At 75.8% G+C, this 16,420-nt stretch carries 6 protein-coding genes; 3 read left to right on the top strand and 3 right to left on the bottom strand.

What is annotated here, in order from left to right:
• Nucleotides 1-70 precede the first annotated feature (70 nt).
• From BU52_RS04840 to BU52_RS04850, 3 genes are all read left to right on the top strand, one after another.
• Nucleotides 71-3,157, top strand: a complete 3,087-nt coding sequence (locus BU52_RS04840; RefSeq protein ID WP_037928578.1) for a type 2 lanthipeptide synthetase LanM family protein — start codon at nt 71-73, stop codon at nt 3,155-3,157.
• A gap of 78 nt (nt 3,158-3,235) precedes the next feature.
• Entirely contained in the window at nt 3,236-3,433 is a 198-nt protein-coding gene (locus tag BU52_RS04845; RefSeq protein WP_037928582.1) for a hypothetical protein, read from the top strand.
• 190 nt (nt 3,434-3,623) lie between these two features.
• The gene (locus BU52_RS04850; protein ID WP_037928585.1) at nt 3,624-6,536 is read left to right on the top strand and encodes a helix-turn-helix transcriptional regulator; all 2,913 of its coding nucleotides are present in this window, start codon (nt 3,624-3,626) and stop codon (nt 6,534-6,536) included.
• Nucleotides 6,537-6,550: 14 nt separating this feature from the next.
• Here the strand turns inward: BU52_RS04850 and BU52_RS04855 are convergent, their stop codons facing one another.
• The 3 genes from BU52_RS04855 to BU52_RS04865 are packed head-to-tail and all read right to left on the bottom strand — an operon-like array spanning nt 6,551 to nt 16,364.
• Nucleotides 6,551-7,801: an MFS transporter gene (locus BU52_RS04855; RefSeq protein WP_037928589.1), complete on the bottom strand. Its 1,251-nt coding sequence runs from the start codon at nt 7,799-7,801 to the stop codon at nt 6,551-6,553.
• A gap of 29 nt (nt 7,802-7,830) precedes the next feature.
• Entirely contained in the window at nt 7,831-9,060 is a 1,230-nt protein-coding gene (locus BU52_RS36770) for a cytochrome P450 (protein WP_037928592.1), read from the bottom strand.
• Nucleotides 9,057-16,364 (bottom strand): non-ribosomal peptide synthetase, encoded by a 7,308-nt coding sequence (locus tag BU52_RS04865; RefSeq protein ID WP_051857910.1) that lies wholly within the window; start codon nt 16,362-16,364, stop codon nt 9,057-9,059. Before BU52_RS04865 ends, BU52_RS36770 begins: the two co-directional genes overlap by 4 nt.
• Nucleotides 16,365-16,420: the final 56 nt, after the last annotated feature.

The raw sequence follows: 16,420 nt of genomic DNA on the forward strand, positions 1-16,420 counted from the left end.
GCGGGGCCGCGCAGAATATGGGGGACGCTTACCCATGTGGGGGACCCGGGGGTCTGCGACCTTCGTTCTCGTGACTGAGACCGCCAGCCTCCCGACTCCCCGGAACACCGGCCTCCCGCCCTCGTGGTGGGCGCCGGCGCTGTCCCTCGCGGAACGGCTCGCCGCCCCCGGCCTGCCCGGGACGACCGCCGGCCCCGGCGCCGGCCCCGCCCCTTGGGCCGTCGGGGACGCCGAGGGTTTCGCCCTGCGGCTGGCCCACCTCGGTGTGGACCGGGGCACGGCCGCGGCGCTGGCCGCCGAGCCCGCCGAGCGGCTGGCCGCCCGGGCCGCCAAGCCCGACTGGGCGCGGTACGCCGAGGCCGTCCTGGCCGGCGCCTCCGCGGAGCCGGCGGAACCGGTCACCCGAGGAGCCGAGGGGCCCGACGTCTTCGCCCCGGTCGTACGCCCGCTCGTCACCGCCGCCACCGCGCGGCTGGCCGGGCTGCTGCCCGCGGACGCCGAAGCGGCCGTGTGGCGCGAGGCGTTCGCGCGGCGGCTGACGCACCAGCTGGTCCGTCAGGCGGCGCGGACCCTGGTCCACGAACTCGACACGGCGCGGCGCGGTGGACGGCTGGCCGGTGCCGGCCCGCGAGAGCGGTTCGACGCCTTCGTCGCCGCCACCGGCACCCGGCACGGCCTCGGTGCGCTGTTCACCTCCCGCCCGGTACTGGCCCGGATGCTCGCGCAGACCGCGCTGGACGCGACCGCGGCCACCGCCGAACTGGCCGCCCGTTTCGCGGCCGACCGTGCGGACCTGACCGCCGGGCTCCTCGGCCGGCGCGACCCGGGACCGCTCACCGGCGTGGACCTCGGCCGCGGGGACGCCCACGAGGGCAACCGCTCCGTCGCGGTCCTGCACTTCGCCGGGGAGCGGCTGGTCTACAAGCCGCGGCCGCTCGGCCAGCACGCCCTCCTGGACGACCTGGTGGGCTGGCTCAACGCCAAGGTACCCGGACTCGACCTGCGCACCCCGCGCAGTCTGCGCCGCGAGGCCTACGGCTGGCTGGAGTTCGTCGAGCACCGGTGGTGCCGGTCGGTGACCGAGACCGACGCCTTCTACCGGCGTCAGGGCGCCCTGCTGGCCCTGCTGTACGCGGTGGACGGCGCCGACATGCACTACGAGAACGTCATCGCCTGCGGCGACCAGCCGGTCCTGGTGGACGCCGAGACACTGCTGCACACCGGGCTCGCGCAGTCCATGACGGCGGGCGCCGACCCGGCGGCGGACGCGCTGCGGGCCTCCGTGCACCGCACCTGCCTGCTGCCGCACCTGCTGATCGGCGAGCACGGGGCCCTGGACATCTCCGCGCTCGGCCGGTCCACCGACGGCACCTACCCGAGCGAGGGCCTGCACTGGCGCGACAGCGGCCTGGACACCATGCGGGCCGTGCGCGGACCGCTGCTCAGCCCCGCGGCGCTCAACCAGCCGCTGCCCGCCGGCCGTCCCCTGGCGGGCGCCGACCACCGGGCCGCGCTGCTGGAGGGCTTCCGTGCCGCCTATGCGGCACTCGCCGCCGACGGGCACGAACTGCTCCGCCAGGACGGCCCGTTGATGTCCGGCTCGGACCGTCCCGCCCGGCTCCTCGCCCGCGCCACCCGCCTGTACGCGACTCTCCTCGAGGAGTCCGCCCACCCGTCGCTGCTCGGCGACGCGCTCGCCCGCGAGGGGGTCTTCGCGGTGCTGTGGACGGAGTCCGAGCACGACGAGGCGCGCCTGCGGCTGGCCGAGCACGAGACGGCGGCACTGTGGCGCGGTGACGTCCCGCTGTTCACGCACCGGCCGTCGGGAACCGCGGTGCGGACCGACGACGGCACGTGGCTGCCCGGCCTGCTGCCGGTGGCGGGCGTCACCGCGGTGCGGGAGAAGATCGCCCGGATGGACGAGGTCGACTGCCACGACCAGGAGTGGATCATCGCGGCCACGATCGCGGCACGGGGCGCGGGGTCACCGCTGGACCGGCCCCGGTCCGAACTGGCGGTGGAACCGGTGCCCGCGGTCGCGCCCGAGGCCTCCCGGCTGCTCGCCGCCGCGTGCGGGATCGCCGACGAGATCGCCGCCCGCGCGGTGCGGGACGGGAACCGGACCAACTGGCTCGGCCTGGAGCGGGTGTCCGGCCCGCACTGGGCGGTGCTGCCGATGGGCGCCGGACTCGCGCAGGGCTACTGCGGGGTGGCGCTGTTCCTGGCGCACACGGACGCGCTGAGCGGAGCGGGCCGGTACGCCGCCCTCGCCCGCGAGGCGATCCGCCCGCTGCCCGCCCTGCTGAAGACGCTGGCGGACGATCCCGAACTGAGCGCGGCGGCCGGCCCCGGCGCGTACGACGGCCTCGGCGGCATCGTGTACGCGGTGCTGCGGCTGTCGGCGCTGCTCGGCCCGGAGCCGGCCGGCTGCCTGCCCGACGCGCTCACCGCCCTCGCGCACGCCGCCTCCGCCTCACCGGATCCGGGGTTCGGCGGCGGCACGGCCGGAGCCCTGACCGCCGCCGTCGCCGTGCACGAGGCGACCGGTGACCCGGTGGCGCTGCGGCTGGCGTCCGCCCTGGCGGACCGGCTGCTCGACGCGGTGCCCACCACCACGACCGGCCTGCCGGCCGGTTTCGCCGACGGTGCCGCGGGCATCGCCTGGGCCCTGCTGCGGTACGCCGCCCGCCGTCCCCGGGAGGCCGGCGCGCACACGGCCGCCGCCCGGATGCTGCTGGACACCGCGCTGCGGGAGACCGGAGCGGCTCCGGCGGACGCGTCGTGGTCCCGCGGATCCGCCGGGCCGGCGGCCGTCGCCGCCCACCTGCCTCCCGTACCGGGCCCGCCCGCCGCCGTCCGGCCGGCACACACCGACGTGTGCCCCGACCTCAGCCTCGGGCAGGGCACGCTCGGCGCGCTGGAGGCCCTCGCGGTGCGCGCCGGACGGGGTGACCCGGCCGCCGCCGGGCCGCTGGCCCGGCACGCCGGCCGGGCCCTCGCCCTCGTCGAGGCGCAGAGCCACCGCTGCGCCACCCCCGACCACGTTCCCTCACCCGGACTGCTCGACGGACTGTCCGGCATCGGGTACGGGCTGCTGCGCCTCGCCCACCCCGGCACCGTCCCGTCCGTCCTGCTCCTGTCCCACCCCGGCCACTGACCGGCACGGCACCGCAGAACCACGGCACTTCCACCTCCAGCCCCGTACGCGCGTACGGACTTCAGAAGGGGACCACCGATGGACCAGCACCTGAACACCACCGCCGCCGACTCCGCCGCCAACCCCGCCGGGGAGCAGGACGCGGCCGGCGGGATCACGCTCACCGGCCGCAACCGGGCCTGCGCCCGCGCCCGCGTCCTGGCCGGGATGGTGCTGACCAGTGGCATCGTCATCACGCTCACCACGCTGGACACCTCGGTCTCCGCGCCGAACTGACTCCGTCCTGTCGTCACGTCGCGTGAAGGCGCGGGCCCGCCGGGCGGGTCCGCGCCGCGGTGCGTCCGGCGGGCGCGCCCGCACCCGCGCGGCGGACCGCTTCGTGTCCGGGTCCGGGCAGGTTCACGGCGCGTGACCGCGCCGATGCGGTCTGCCCCAGATCCCGACATCCTGATTATCATCTGCGTTCATGCGTTCCCATGCGCCTTCCCTCGTCGGGCGGGACCTCCAGCTCAGCCTGATCGACCATGCCTTGGCCGAGGCGCGACAGGGACGGGGCGGTGTCGTCTTCCTGGTCGGTGAGGCCGGGGTGGGCAAGTCACGGCTCGCGGCGGAAGCCGTGGGCGGCGCGCTGGGCTCCGGGATGCGGGTCCTGCGCGGCCGCAGCAGCACCACAGGGCCCGCGGTGCCGTTCCGTCCGCTGACCGAGGCGCTGATGCCGCTGTTCCGCGGTGGGGAGCCCCTGGACGACGCGGCCCTCGGCCCCTACCGGCCGGTCCTCGGGCGCCTGATACCGGAATGGGACACCGGGGAACGCGACAGCAGCTCCATGGTGATCCTGGGCGAGGCGGTGCTGCGCCTGCTGCTGGCCGCCGGGCGCGGGCAGGGTCAACTCCTGCTGCTGGAGGACCTGCACGACGCCGACCCCGAGACCCTGGGCGTCCTCGAGTATCTCGTCGACAACCTGGACTACACCCCCGTCCTGCTGCTGGCCACCGTACGGACCGATTTCAGCGACGCGCTGGACCTGGCGCAGTCCGCCCGCCGCAGGGGCGCCGCCACTCTCGCCGAACTCCCGCCGCTGACCCGGCCGCAGGTGGAGGAGATGACGGCGGCGCACCTGGGCGTGGACCGCCCGGACGAGGTGCCGCCGGAGGTCCCCGACCGTCTGTGGGAGGACAGCGCGGGCAGCCCTTATCTGGTCGAGGAACTGCTGCAGTCCATGATCGGAGCGGGCACGCTGGTGCAGGGCGCCGAGGGCTGGCGCACGGTCGGCGATCTGCGCCGCGACGTCTCCTCCACGCTGGCCCGGGGCATCCTGCGCCGTATCGACCGCCTGGGCGCGCAGGGACTGACGCTGCTGTCTGCCGCCGCCGTCCTGGGCCGGCGCTTCCCGCTCACCGTCCTCCAGCACATGACCGGCGTCGACGACCGGACCCTGCTGAGCCATCTGCACGCGGGCGTCGCCGCCCGGCTGGTCATCCCCGACGAGCCCGCCCCCGACTGGTACTCGTTCCGTCACTCTCCCACCGTCGAGGCGCTGTTCACGCAGATGACGCCGGGGCAGCGCGCGGAGCTGGCACGGCGCGGCGCGCGGGCCGTCGAGGAACTGCACCCGGGCCTGGACGGCGACTGGTGCGCGCTTGCGGCCGGGCTGCGCTGCGAGGCCGGGGACCGGGAGGAGGCGGGGCTGCTCTACGCGGACGCCGGCGGGCGGGCCCTGGCGGCGGGCGCCCTGGGGTCGGCGGTGACCCTGCTCAGCCGGGCCGAGGGGCTGCTGGCCGAGGCCGGTGACCCGCAGGCCCGGGCCTCGGTCCTCGAGGACCTGCTGCCGGCTCTCGCCGAGGCCGGTGACTTCGCCCGCGCCTTCGACCTGGCCGAGGACCTGCACGCACTGGGCGGGGCCGGGCTGAACGCCGTACGGCTGGCCACGCTGCACAGCCGGCTGGCCAAGGTGGCCCACACCGCGGGCCGGTGGAGCGACGGCAACCGGCAGGTCGTCCGGGCCCGCGAGGTGCTGGCGGCGGCCCCGGACGAGGCGACGGCCGCGGCCGTCGACGTCACGGCCGCCTACCTCGCCCTGGACACTCCGGGCCCGGACCGCACCCAGCACGCGGAGAAGCTGGCCCGCTCGGCGGTCGACACCGCCGAGCGGCACGGCCTGCCGGTCGTCGCCTGCCAGGCGCGGGAACTGCTGGCCACCGTCGCCCGCGAGCGGGACCCCGAGGAGTCCGCGGACATGCTCCGGCAGGCTCTTCAGACGGCGGAACGGCACCGGCTGCCGCTGCAGCGCATGTACGCGGCCACCCGCATGAGCGGCAACGCCTGGCTCGCCGAGGGCGACACCACCGGCCTGCTGGCGGCCCGCGAGGAGGCGCTGCGGCTCGGCTCGGTGAACGTCGTGCACACGGTGGACGGCATCCTCGTCCTGGACGCGGTGCTGCGCGGCGACCACGCGGCCGCGCGGTCGGCCGCGGCGGACTGCCTGGCGGTGGTGCGGCGGCTGCGCCTGGCGCCCGTCGTGCGGTACGTCCTGATGGCGCGGGCCGTCCTGGAGGCGCATCGCGCCGACCGCGCGGCCATGGAGGCGACGCTGGCGGCGTTCACCGAGTGGGACGGCGCGGGTTCGCAGGAGGAGCCGCTGAGCCTCGGCCTGGCCCGCGCCTTCTGCGCGCTGCTGGAGGAGGACCGTGACCTGGCGCGCGCCGAACTGCGGGCGGTGCAGGCGCTGGAGGCGGACAATCCCTCCACGTACCACCTGGGCGGCACCCACGGCCTGGTCCTGCTGCTCGACGTGCTCGCCGGTGACGCGGACCGGACCCGGCACGACGAGATCACCGCCACCGCCACGGCCCGGATGCGGTGGAACCGCCAGTTCGTGCTGCTCGCCGACGCCGTGCTGCTGGGCCGGGAGGGCTCGGGGCCGGACGCGGTGGCGGTGGTGGAGTCGGCGCTGGCGGCGGCGGAACCGTATCCGCTCGCCCGGAACCTGGGGCTGCGGCTGATCGCGGACGCGGCGCACCAGGACGGCTGGGGCGATCCGGTGGGCTGGCTGCGGCAGGCCGAGCACCACTTCCACGAGCGGGACGTCGCGGCCGTCACCGGCGCCTGCCGGGCGGCGCTGCGCCGCTTCGGCGCCCCGGTGCACCAGCACCGCACCGGCACCCGCTCGATCCCGGGGGAACTGCGGGCCCAGGGCGTGACCGTGCGGGAGTTCGACGTGTTCCGGCTGCTCGCGGAGCGGCTCAGCAACAAGGACATCGCCGACCGGCTGTTCATCTCGCCCCGCACGGCGGAGAAGCACATCGCGAGCCTGATCACCAAGACGGGGGCGGCCAACCGCGCGGACCTGTGCGCGCGGTCGGCCGCCCTCCGGGAATAGCACCGGGCGGGCGCCTAGCGCATCTCGCGCACCGCCCTGGACCCCAGCACCGCCAGTCCGGTCGCGGCGAGCACCGCGGCCACCACCCCGAACAGCGCGGAGACGTCCCGGCCGGCCAGCGCCCCGCACACGATCAGCGACAGCGGGGCGACGGCGTAACCGAGGACCATGTCGACGGAGACCACACGGGCGAGTACGTCCTGCGGGATGTTCCGCTGGATCCAGCTCAGCCCGAACACGCCCTGGAAACCGATGGCGAAGCCCATGGCGAGGACGGTCGCCACGACGACCGGGGTGCTGTGCACCAGGCCGAGGACCGCCATGCCCGCGCCGAGCCAGCCGGCCAGGGCGGCGACCAGCAGCCCGACCCTGGGCCGCCCGCCGAGGGCGCCGCCGGCGAGCGTGCCGAGGACGGCCCCCGCGGCGAGGGAGCCGTTGAGCACGCCGAGCGTGGCCGAGCCGCCGCGCAGCACCTGGTCGGCCAGGGTGGCGAAGCCGACCGTGAAGGGCCCGGCGTAACAGAAGTTGACGGCGGTGTCGAGGACGACCACGGTCCGCAGCCGCGGATCGCGGGTGGTGTACGTGATGCCCTCGCGGATGCGGGCGGCCAGGGAAGCCTGCTTCTCCGGAGCGCCGTCCGCGCCGGCGCGGGGAGCCCTGGGGCGGGTGCGGACGCGGGCCACGCACAGGCCGCACAGGGCGAAGCAGACGGCGTCGACGAGGAACGCGACCGGGGCCTGGGTCAGCGCGATGACGAGGCCGCCGACGGCCGGTCCGACGACGGCGGCGGTCCGCGCCCCGGCCCCCATCAGCGCGTTGGCCGGGGTGAGCAGGTCGTCGTCGACCACCGAGGGCAGGACGGAGACGCGCGCGGGCTGGAAGAAGGCGTCGACGGTGCCGAAGGCGGCGGCCGCGGCGCACAGCATCCACACCGTCAGGTTGCCGGTCAGCCCGGCCACTCCGACCGCCGCCATCAGGACGGCCCGCGTCCAGCTGGAGGCGACCATGAGGGAGCGCGGGGACATCGAGTCGCCCAGACTGCCGCCGACCAGGGTGAACAGGGCGCGGGGGACGGCCTGGAACGCCAGCACGTAGCCGAGGGCGAGGGTGGATCCGGTCAGGCCGAGGGTGATCCAGGAGAACGCGACGACGCTGAAGCCGTCGCCCAGCAGGGACAGCGCCTGCCCCGTCCACAGGAGCCGGAAGGACCGGTGACGGACGGGGGCCCACAGGCGTGGGCCGGCGTCGGTCAGGGTGGTGGCCATGGGAAGCCTTTCGTCGGACCGGGGGCCGGTCAGTAGTGGACGGGCAGAGCGGTGAGCCCGCGGTTGAGCAGGGAGGGCTGCCAGGCGGGACGGCCGGGGTCGGCGAGGGTCAGGCCGGGGTGGTCGCACACCAGCGTGCGGACGGCGGCCACGGCGACCAGGCGGGCCAGGGCGGCGCCGATGCAGAAGTGGGCGCCGAAGCCGAATCCGAGGTGGGTGGCGCTGGAGCGGCGGACGTCGAACCGGCCGGGGTCGGGGAAGCGGGCCGGGTCGCGGTTGGCGGCGGCGGTGACGAGGAAGATCCGGTCCCCGGCGCGCAGGGTGCGGCCGTCGAGGTCCAGGTCGCGGGCGGCGGTGCGGATGGACATCTTGGACGGGCCGTCCAGGCGCAGGGTCTCCTCCACCGCCCCCTGGGCCAGTTCGGGTTCGGCACGGACGGCGGCCAGCTGGTCGGGCCGGGTGTGCAGGGCCAGGACGGTGTTGGCGATGAGGTTGCTGGTGGTCTCCCCGCCGGCGAACGCCATCTGGGTGAGCATCCCGGTGAACTCCTCCTCGGTGACCGAGTCGCCGACCCGGCCCTCCCGGAGCACCTGGCTGATCAGGTCGTCGCCGGGCTCGGCGCGGCGCCGGGCGACGAGGGCGCCGAGGTAGTCGTCGAGGCTCACCAGCGCCTGGAGGGAGGCGCGGTACTCGCTCTCCTCCTGGGCGGTGCCCAGGACGAGGTCGGCGACGCGGGTGTTCCAGTACCAGAAGGAGGGCCCGTCGGTGGGCGGGATGCCGAGCCAGCGGGCGAACACCAGGGCGGGCAGCGGTTTGGCGACGTCGGCCAGGAGGTCGCCGGTGCGGCCGGGTGTCGCCCTGCGGGCGAGGACGGCCCGGGTCGCCTTCTCGGTGAAGGCGCGGTAGCGGGCCACGGCGCGGGCGGCGAACGCCTCCTGGAAGACCTGGCGGAGCCTGCGGTGCTCGGGCGGGTCGTTGAAGACCATCCAGCGCGAGAGGATCCCGAAGGCCCGCTCGGCGTCCTCGCGGGCGCCCTGCGGGACGGCGTCCATCAGGGGCCGCACCCGGTCGGCGGAGACCGCGGGGTCGCGCAGGCAGCGCATCACCTGGTCGTAACCGGTGACGAGCCAGGAGTGGTGCAGGGGGCTCCAGTGGACGGGCGCGTGGTCGCGCAGCGCGTCGAGGTGGCCGTAGGGGTCGGCGATCATGTCGGGGGAGAGCAGGTAGCGCTCGGTGAAGACGGGGGTGTGGGTGGTCATCGGGTCTCTCCCGTCCGGTCGCGTCCGGCGGCGGCGCCGGGTCCGGCGGTCCGGGTGGTGCCGGCGCTCTCGATGCCGGTGAGCAGGCCGGCTATGCCGCGCACCCGCGGTTCGGCCATCATCGACATGTGGTCGCCTTCGCTGACGTGCAGCGTCAGCCCGTCGCCGGCCACCTCGCGCCAGCGCGCGACGTAGGTGTCGTAGTCGACGTCCAGGCCGGGCATGGTCCGGCCGCGCGGCAGCCCCGCGGCCTCGCTGCCCACCACGAGGTGCACGTGACCGGGGTACGGGCGGACCTCGTACGCGGCGAGGGCGGCGAGCAGCGAGTGCCACACCTCGATCGGTGCGCCCTCGACGAGGGCGGCCTCCGACGGGCTCATACCGGCCCCGAGCAGGGTGGCGGTGAGTTCGGCGCTCGCCCGGTCGCGCTGCCGGGAGGGCGGCAGGTCGCGCAGCCGGTCGCGCTGGCGCAGCGCCTCGCGCAGGTCCCGGGTGACGCCCAGGAGCCGGGCGCGGGCGGCGGGGTTGGGCAGGTAGGGCTCGATGAGGACCAGCGGGGCGACGGCGTGTCCGGCCCGGTGGAGCTGGGTGGCCATCTCCAGCGCGATGTTGGCGCCCATGGACCAGCCGAGCAGGGCGTGCGGGCCGGTGCCGCCGCGTTCGGTGATCTCGGCGACGTAGTTGGCGGCGATGCCGGTCACGGTGCTCGGGTCGGTGCCGCCGAGCAGACCCCGCGCCTGGAAGGCGTGCACGGGGCGGCCGGGCGGAAGGGCGCGGGCGAGCGGGACGAACCAGGCGGCGCTGCCGCCGGTGGGATGCACACACCACAGGGGCTCCCCGGTGCCTTCGCGCAGCCGTACCTCGGAGGTGACGGCGGCCGGCAGGCCCTCGCCCGCCGCCCGGACCGCGTGCCGGGCGAGCCGGGCCAGGGTGGGGTGCTCGATCAGGTCGCCGACGGAGACCGGCAGGCCGCGCGCGGCGGCCATGAGGGACACGCGGACGGTGGACAAAGAACTGCCGCCGATGCGGAAGAAGTCGTCGTGGACGCCGATCCGGGACAGGCCGAGGACCTCGCGCCAGATCTCGGCGAGGATCTTCTCCGCCGCACCGGACGGGGCGACGTACTCGGTGTCCGTGCGGTCGGCCTCGGCCGGCGGCAGGGGCAGCGCCCGCTTGTCGATCTTGCCGCTGCGGTTGACCGGCATCTCGTCGAGGACGACGTACCGCGCGGGCACCATGTACCCGGGCAGGGAGGCCCGCAGGGCGCCGCGCAGTTCCTCCGGACCGGGCCGCTGCGCCCCGGAGACGACGAGGTAGGCGACGAGGGCCGGTTCGCCGGGCAGGTCCGTGCGGTGCAGGACCACCGCCTGCCGGACGTCCGGGAGCTGACGGAGGGCGTGTTCGATCTCGCCCAGCTCGATGCGGAAGCCGCGGAGCTTGACCTGGGAGTCGCGCCGGCCCAGCCATTCCACGGAGCCGTCCGGCCGGTGCGTGCCGAGGTCGCCGGTGCGGCACAGGCGGTCGCCGGGGGCACCGTAGGGGTCGGGGACATAGGTGGCGGCGGTCAGCGCGGGCCGGCCCAGGTAGCCGCGGCCCACGGCGTCGCCGCCGAGGTAGATCTCGCCGGGGACGCCGGCCGGGACCGGCTGGAGGTCGTCGTCCAGGACGTGGACCCGGGTGTTGCGTATCGGGGTGCCGACGGGCGGGCGGCCCCCTCCGGGGCTCAGCTCGGCGGCGACGGACCACACGGAGGTCTCGGTGAGGCCGTAGACGTTCTGGAAGCGGCGGCCGCGCGACCACACGTCGGCGAGTTCGGCCGGGCAGGCCTCGCCGGCCACCTGCAGCACCGCCAGGTCGGGGAAGGCGTCCTCGCCGAGGACGGCGAGGGCGCTGGGCGGCAGCATGGCGGCGGTGATCCGGTTCTGGCGCAAGGTGCGCGCCAGGTCGGGTCCCGGACGCAGGTCGTCCCTCGGCGCGGTGACCAGGCAGCCGCCGTTGGAGAGGGACCAGGTCAGTTCCAGGATCGAGGCGTCGAATCCGAACGAGGCGAACTGCAGGACGCGGTCCTCGGGGGTGGGGTCCACCAGGTCGCGCTGGCCCTCGAGCATGTTGGACAGGCCGCGGTGCGGGATGGCGACGCCCTTGGGGACGCCGGTGGAGCCCGAGGTGTAGATGATGTAGGCCAGGGTGTCGGCGTCGGCATCCCGGCCGCCCGGTACGGGCTCCTCGTGCTCCGCGGGGGCGTCGAGGTGGACGACCGGCCCGTCGAACGGCACCGTGCCGGCCAGCGGCCGCTGGGTCAGCAGCACGCGCATGCCGCTGTCGCTCGCCATGAACGCGAGCCGCTCGGCCGGGTGTTGCGGGTCCAGCGGCAGGAAGGCGCCGCCGGAGCGCAGCACGCCGACGGCGGCGCGCACCAGGTCCGGGCCGCGTTCGGCGCAGATGCCGACCACCGTCTCGGGGCCCACGCCGAGCCGCCGCAGCCGGCGCGCCAACTGCTCCGCCTGTTCGTTCAGTTCCGCGTACGTGAGCCGCTGCCCGAGGTGCTCGACGGCGGTCGCGTCCGGGGTGCGGGCGGCGTGGCCGGCGATGTGCTCGTGCAGGAGCAGCGGGGAGGACGGGACGACGGGGCCGCGGGCCCATTCCCCGAGGGCGGTGGCGCGGGCGGCCCCGGTGAGCGCGGGCCGGGTGACGCGGCCCGCGGGGTCGGCGGTCATGGCCTCCAGCTGCGCGCAGTACACGTCGGCCAGTTGCTCGGCGGTGGCTGGGGCGACGTACTCCGGGTCGGCGTCGAGGGTGAAGGCGTTGACACTGGCGTTGACCAGCAGCGGGAACATGGTGCGGGCGATCTCCAGGGAGTCGTCCCAGGAGTCGTGGGAGAGGCGGTGGAAGTTGACGTAGTTGAAGACGGCGTCGGTCAGCCGCGGTTCGGTGGGCCGCAGCTCGGCGATGCGGACCAGGGGGACCCTGCGGTGCGGCAGCATGGCCTGCTCGGCCCGGAAGACGTCCCGCAGGTAGCCGAGCCAGGTGCCGCGCGGGCGGGCCACCCCGAACGGGACGGTGTTGAGGAACAGGCCGCGCATCCGGTCGGCGCCGGGCAGTTCGGGCCTGCCGTTGGTGACCAGGCCGATGCTGTGCCCGGGTGCGTCGTCGTCGCGGCCGGCGAACAGGCTCATGGTGTGGTGGAAGGCGGCCACGAGCACGGTGCGGCGCGGCACGCCCGCTTCCCTGGCGAGCCGGCCGATGCGTTCGGCGAGGTGGGCGTAGGAGCGGCGGACCTCGTGGACCGGCGGGTGGTCGTCCGCGGCGCCGTCGGTGCGGCGGCGCAGGGTGACCGGACGCAGCTCGGCGAGCCGGTCGCGCCAGTACGCCAGCGACTCCTCGCTCCGCGTCGCGGCGCGTTCCAGGGCGACGTACTCGGCGAACGGGGGCGCGTTCGGCGGCTGCGGTGCGGTGCGGTGGGCGACGGCCTCCCGGTGCAGCGCGAGCAGGTCGGCGACGAGGGAGGTCAGGCTCCAGCCGTCCAGCACGACGTGGCAGTCGGTGAGGACGAGCCGCAGGTCGTGGTCGGTGACGTGGTGCAGGTGGATGCGGACCAGCGGGGCGGCGGCCAGGTCGAAGCGGCGGTCGAACTCCTCGTCGACGAAGCGGCGCAGTCGCGCCCGCTGCTCCTCGCGCGGCAGCCCGCGCAGGTCGGTGTAGCCGACCGGGAGGTGGGCGGTGCGGTGGACGAGCTGGAGGGGCTCACGGTAGGAGACGAGGTCGACGGAGGTGCGCAGGATGGGGTGGCCGGCGACCACCGCGTCCACGGCGGCCTGGAAGGCGCCGAGGTCGAAGCCCTCGGGGACGCTGATCTTCAGATCGGTGACGTTGTGGTAGGCGCCCCGCCGGGGGTCGGCGAGCATCTCGTGCAGCATGCCCGCCTGGAGCATGGTGAGCGGATAGGCGTCCGCGAGGTGGTCCGGCAGCCGGCCGGCGTCGGCGGGGTCGAGCTGAGAGAACGGGGCGACGGGTTCCGGTTCGTCGGCCGCCTCGGTGACGAGCGCGGCCAGGTCGGCCAGGGTGCGGGCGCGGAAGACGTCGGCCACGGTGAACGCGAGCCCGGCGAGACGGCCCAGCCCGACGAGCCGCAGGGCGAGGATGGAGTCGCCGCCGAGGTCGAAGAAGTTGTCGGTGCGGCCGACGTGTTCGGTGCCGAGGACCTGGCTCCACACCCCGGCCAGGGTCTGCTCGACCGGCCCCTCGGCGGGCACGTGGGCGCGGTCTCCCGCGGCGTCCGCGTGCACGGCGGTCAGCGCGGCGCGGTCGACCTTCCCGTTGGCGGTCAGCGGCAGCCGCTCGTGGCGGACGAACAGCGCCGGGACCATGTAGTCGGGCAGGCTCAGCCGCAGTCCCTCGCGCAGGGCGGGCGGGTCGAGCGGGCGGGCCTCGGGTGTGACGACGTGCGCGACCAGCCGGGCCGTGCCGCCGTCGGCGCGGGCCACCACGGCGACGTCCCGGACGCCGGGCAGGGCGCGCAGCGCGGTCTCGATCTCGCCCGGCTCGATCCGGTACCCGCGGATCTTCACCTGGTGGTCGGCCCGGCCCACATAGGCCAGCCGGCCGTCGGGCAGCACGCGCACCAGGTCGCCGGTGCGGTACATGCGGGCGCCGGGGGCGCCGAAGGGGTTCTCCACGAACCGTTCGGCGGTCAGTGCGGGCCGGTTGCGGTAGCCGCGGGCGACGCCGCCGCCGGAGACGTACAGCTCGCCGACGGTGCCGGGCGGGACGAGCCGGCCCCAGGGGTCGAGGACGTACCCGTGCTGTCCGGCGAGCGGCCGTCCGATCGGGGAGCGGACCGTGCCGCGGACGTCGTCCTCCGTCACGGTGTGGATCGTGACGTGCACGCAGGTCTCGGTGATGCCGTACATGTTCACCAGGGCGGGCCGGCGCCCGGGGGCGGCGAACCAGTCGCGATAGTCGCGCACGTCGAAGGCGTCACCGCCGAAGATCACCGTGCGCAGGGCCAGGTCGTCGAAGCCGGCTCCGGCGTCCTCGAGGTGGGCGCGTAGGCCCTTGAAGGCACCGGGGGTCTGGTTGAGGACGGTGACGCGCTCCTCGCGCAGCACGCGGTGCACGGCCGCCGGGTCGCGCACCTCGTCCGCGTCCAGCACGACGACGCGTCCGCCGCCGCTGAGCGGCGCCCACAGTTCCCACACGGAGAAGTCGAAGGCGGGCGAGTGCATCAGCGTCCACACGTCGGCGGGGCCGAAGTCGAAGTGGTGGTCGGCCGCGGCGAGCAGCCAGGCCAGGTTGGCGTGGGTGACCTCCACGCCCTTGGGGCGGCCGGTGGAGCCGGAGGTGTAGATGACGTAGGCGAGGTCGCCGGGGGCCGGCCGGACGTCCCCGCCGTCGTCGGCGGTGTGCTCCTGGCCGGGCTCGTCGAGCAGCACGAGCCGGGCGGGCAGGCAGTCCACGGCGGCGCGGGTGGCGGTGTCGGTGACGATCCAGTCGATCCCGGCGTCGGTGACGGTGAACTCGCGCCGTGCCCTCGGATGGGAGGGGTCGAGCGGGAGGTAGGCGGCGCCGGCCCGCCAGATGCCGAGCAGGGCGGCCGCCAGGTCGGGGGTGCGGCCGAGGCAGACGCCGACGAGCGAGCCGCGGGTCACCCCGGCGGCGCGCAGCCGCCGCGCGAGGGCCGAGGCGCGGGCGTCGAGCAGGGCGTAGGTCAGGGAGCGGCCGGATCCGCTGACGGCGACGGCGTGCGGGGTGCGGGCCGCGTGCCCGGCGAACCTGTCGGGCGCGGTCCGCGGCTCGGGGGCGACGACGGCACCGCTGTTCGCGGGGCCGTCGGGGCCGAGGAGGTGGCCGCGTTCGGCGGGGGTGAGCGGGTCGATGCCGCTGAGCGGGGTGTCGGGGTGGGCGCAGAAGGCCTCGAGCAGGGTGACGGTGTGCCGGGCGAGGGCGGCGACCGTGACCTCCTCGAAGAGGTCGGGCCGGTAGACGAAGGCCAGCTCGGTGCCGTCCTCGCCGTCGCGCAGGTCCAGGGTGAGGTCGAACTTGGCGGTGGTCAGGCCGATCGGATACGGGGTCCCGGCCGCGCCGCCGAGGGAGAAGCCGGGCGTGGCGGCGCCGGACTGCGTGTAGAGCACCTGCACCAGCGGGTTGCGGGCCAGGTCGCGGTCGGGGCTGAGCGCGTCGACGACCCGCTCGAACGGGACGGACTGGTGCTGGAAGGCCTCCAGGACCAGGTCCCGGGTACGGGCGAGCAGCGCGGCCGGGGTCGGGTCGCCGGACAGATCGCCGCGCAGCACGAGGGTGTTCACGAAGAAGCCGACGAGCTGCTCGGTCTCGGCGCGTTCCCGGTTGGCCACGACGGTGCCGACGGCGATGTCCTGCTGTCCGGTGTGGAAGGCGAGCGCGGCCTGGAACGCGGCCAGCACGGTCATGTAGGGGGTGGTCCCGGCGCGGTGGCCCAGTGCGGCGAGCGCGCCGGTGAGGGCGGGCGGCAGGGTGACGCGGTGGACGGCCCCACGGCCGGAGGGGGTCTCCGGGCGGGGGTGGTCGGCCGGCAGTTCCAGCGGGGTGAGCCCGGCCAGGCGGGTGCGCCAGTGCTCCAGCGCGGCGGACTGGTCGCTCTCGCGCTGCCAGAGCGCGTAGTCGGTGTAGTCCAGCGGAAGTTCGGGCAACTCCGCGGCACGTCCGCGCGTCGCGGCGCGGTACAGCTCGGCCAGGTCGCGGACCAGGAGGTCGAGGGACCAGCCGTCGGAGACGATGTGGTGCATGCCCAGGACGAGGACGTGGTCCTCGGCGGCGGCGCGTACGAGGGTGGCGCGGAAGGCGGGCTCGCGGGCGAGGTCGAAGGGGCGCAGCGCGGCCGCGTGCACGGCGGCCGCCAGCCGGCCTTCGCGCTCCCCGGCGTCCTCGCCGGTCACCTCGGCCACCTCCAGGACCGTGCCGCCCGCGGGCAGCACCCGCTGGTGGGGGACGCCCTCGTGCTCGGGGAAGACCACGCGCAGCTGCTCGTGCCGGTCGACCAGGCCGGCGACGGCCGCGGTGAGGGCCGGCACGTCCAGCGGACCGGTCAGACGCCAGGCGGCGGGGAGCAGGTAGGTCGGCGCCCCGGGGTCGATCCGGTCCAGGAAGTAGAGGCGCTGCTGGGCAGCGGACAGCGGGATCCGCTCCGGGCGCGGCCGGACCCGGGCCGGGCCGGTGTCCCGGGCGGCCGCCCGGCCGCGCAGCCGCTGTTCCAGCAGCCGCCGGGCGGCAGGAGAGAGGGTGCCGCCGGTGGTGACGGGGCCGGGACGCACGTCGGGTGTGGTCATGGGGGCGCTCCGATCTCGGTTCTGGTGAAGGAGGAAGTCGGCGGGGCCGCGGTCGC

It is taken from the genome of Streptomyces toyocaensis (genome assembly GCF_000725125.1).
Classification (GTDB): Bacteria; Actinomycetota; Actinomycetes; order Streptomycetales; family Streptomycetaceae; genus Streptomyces; species Streptomyces toyocaensis.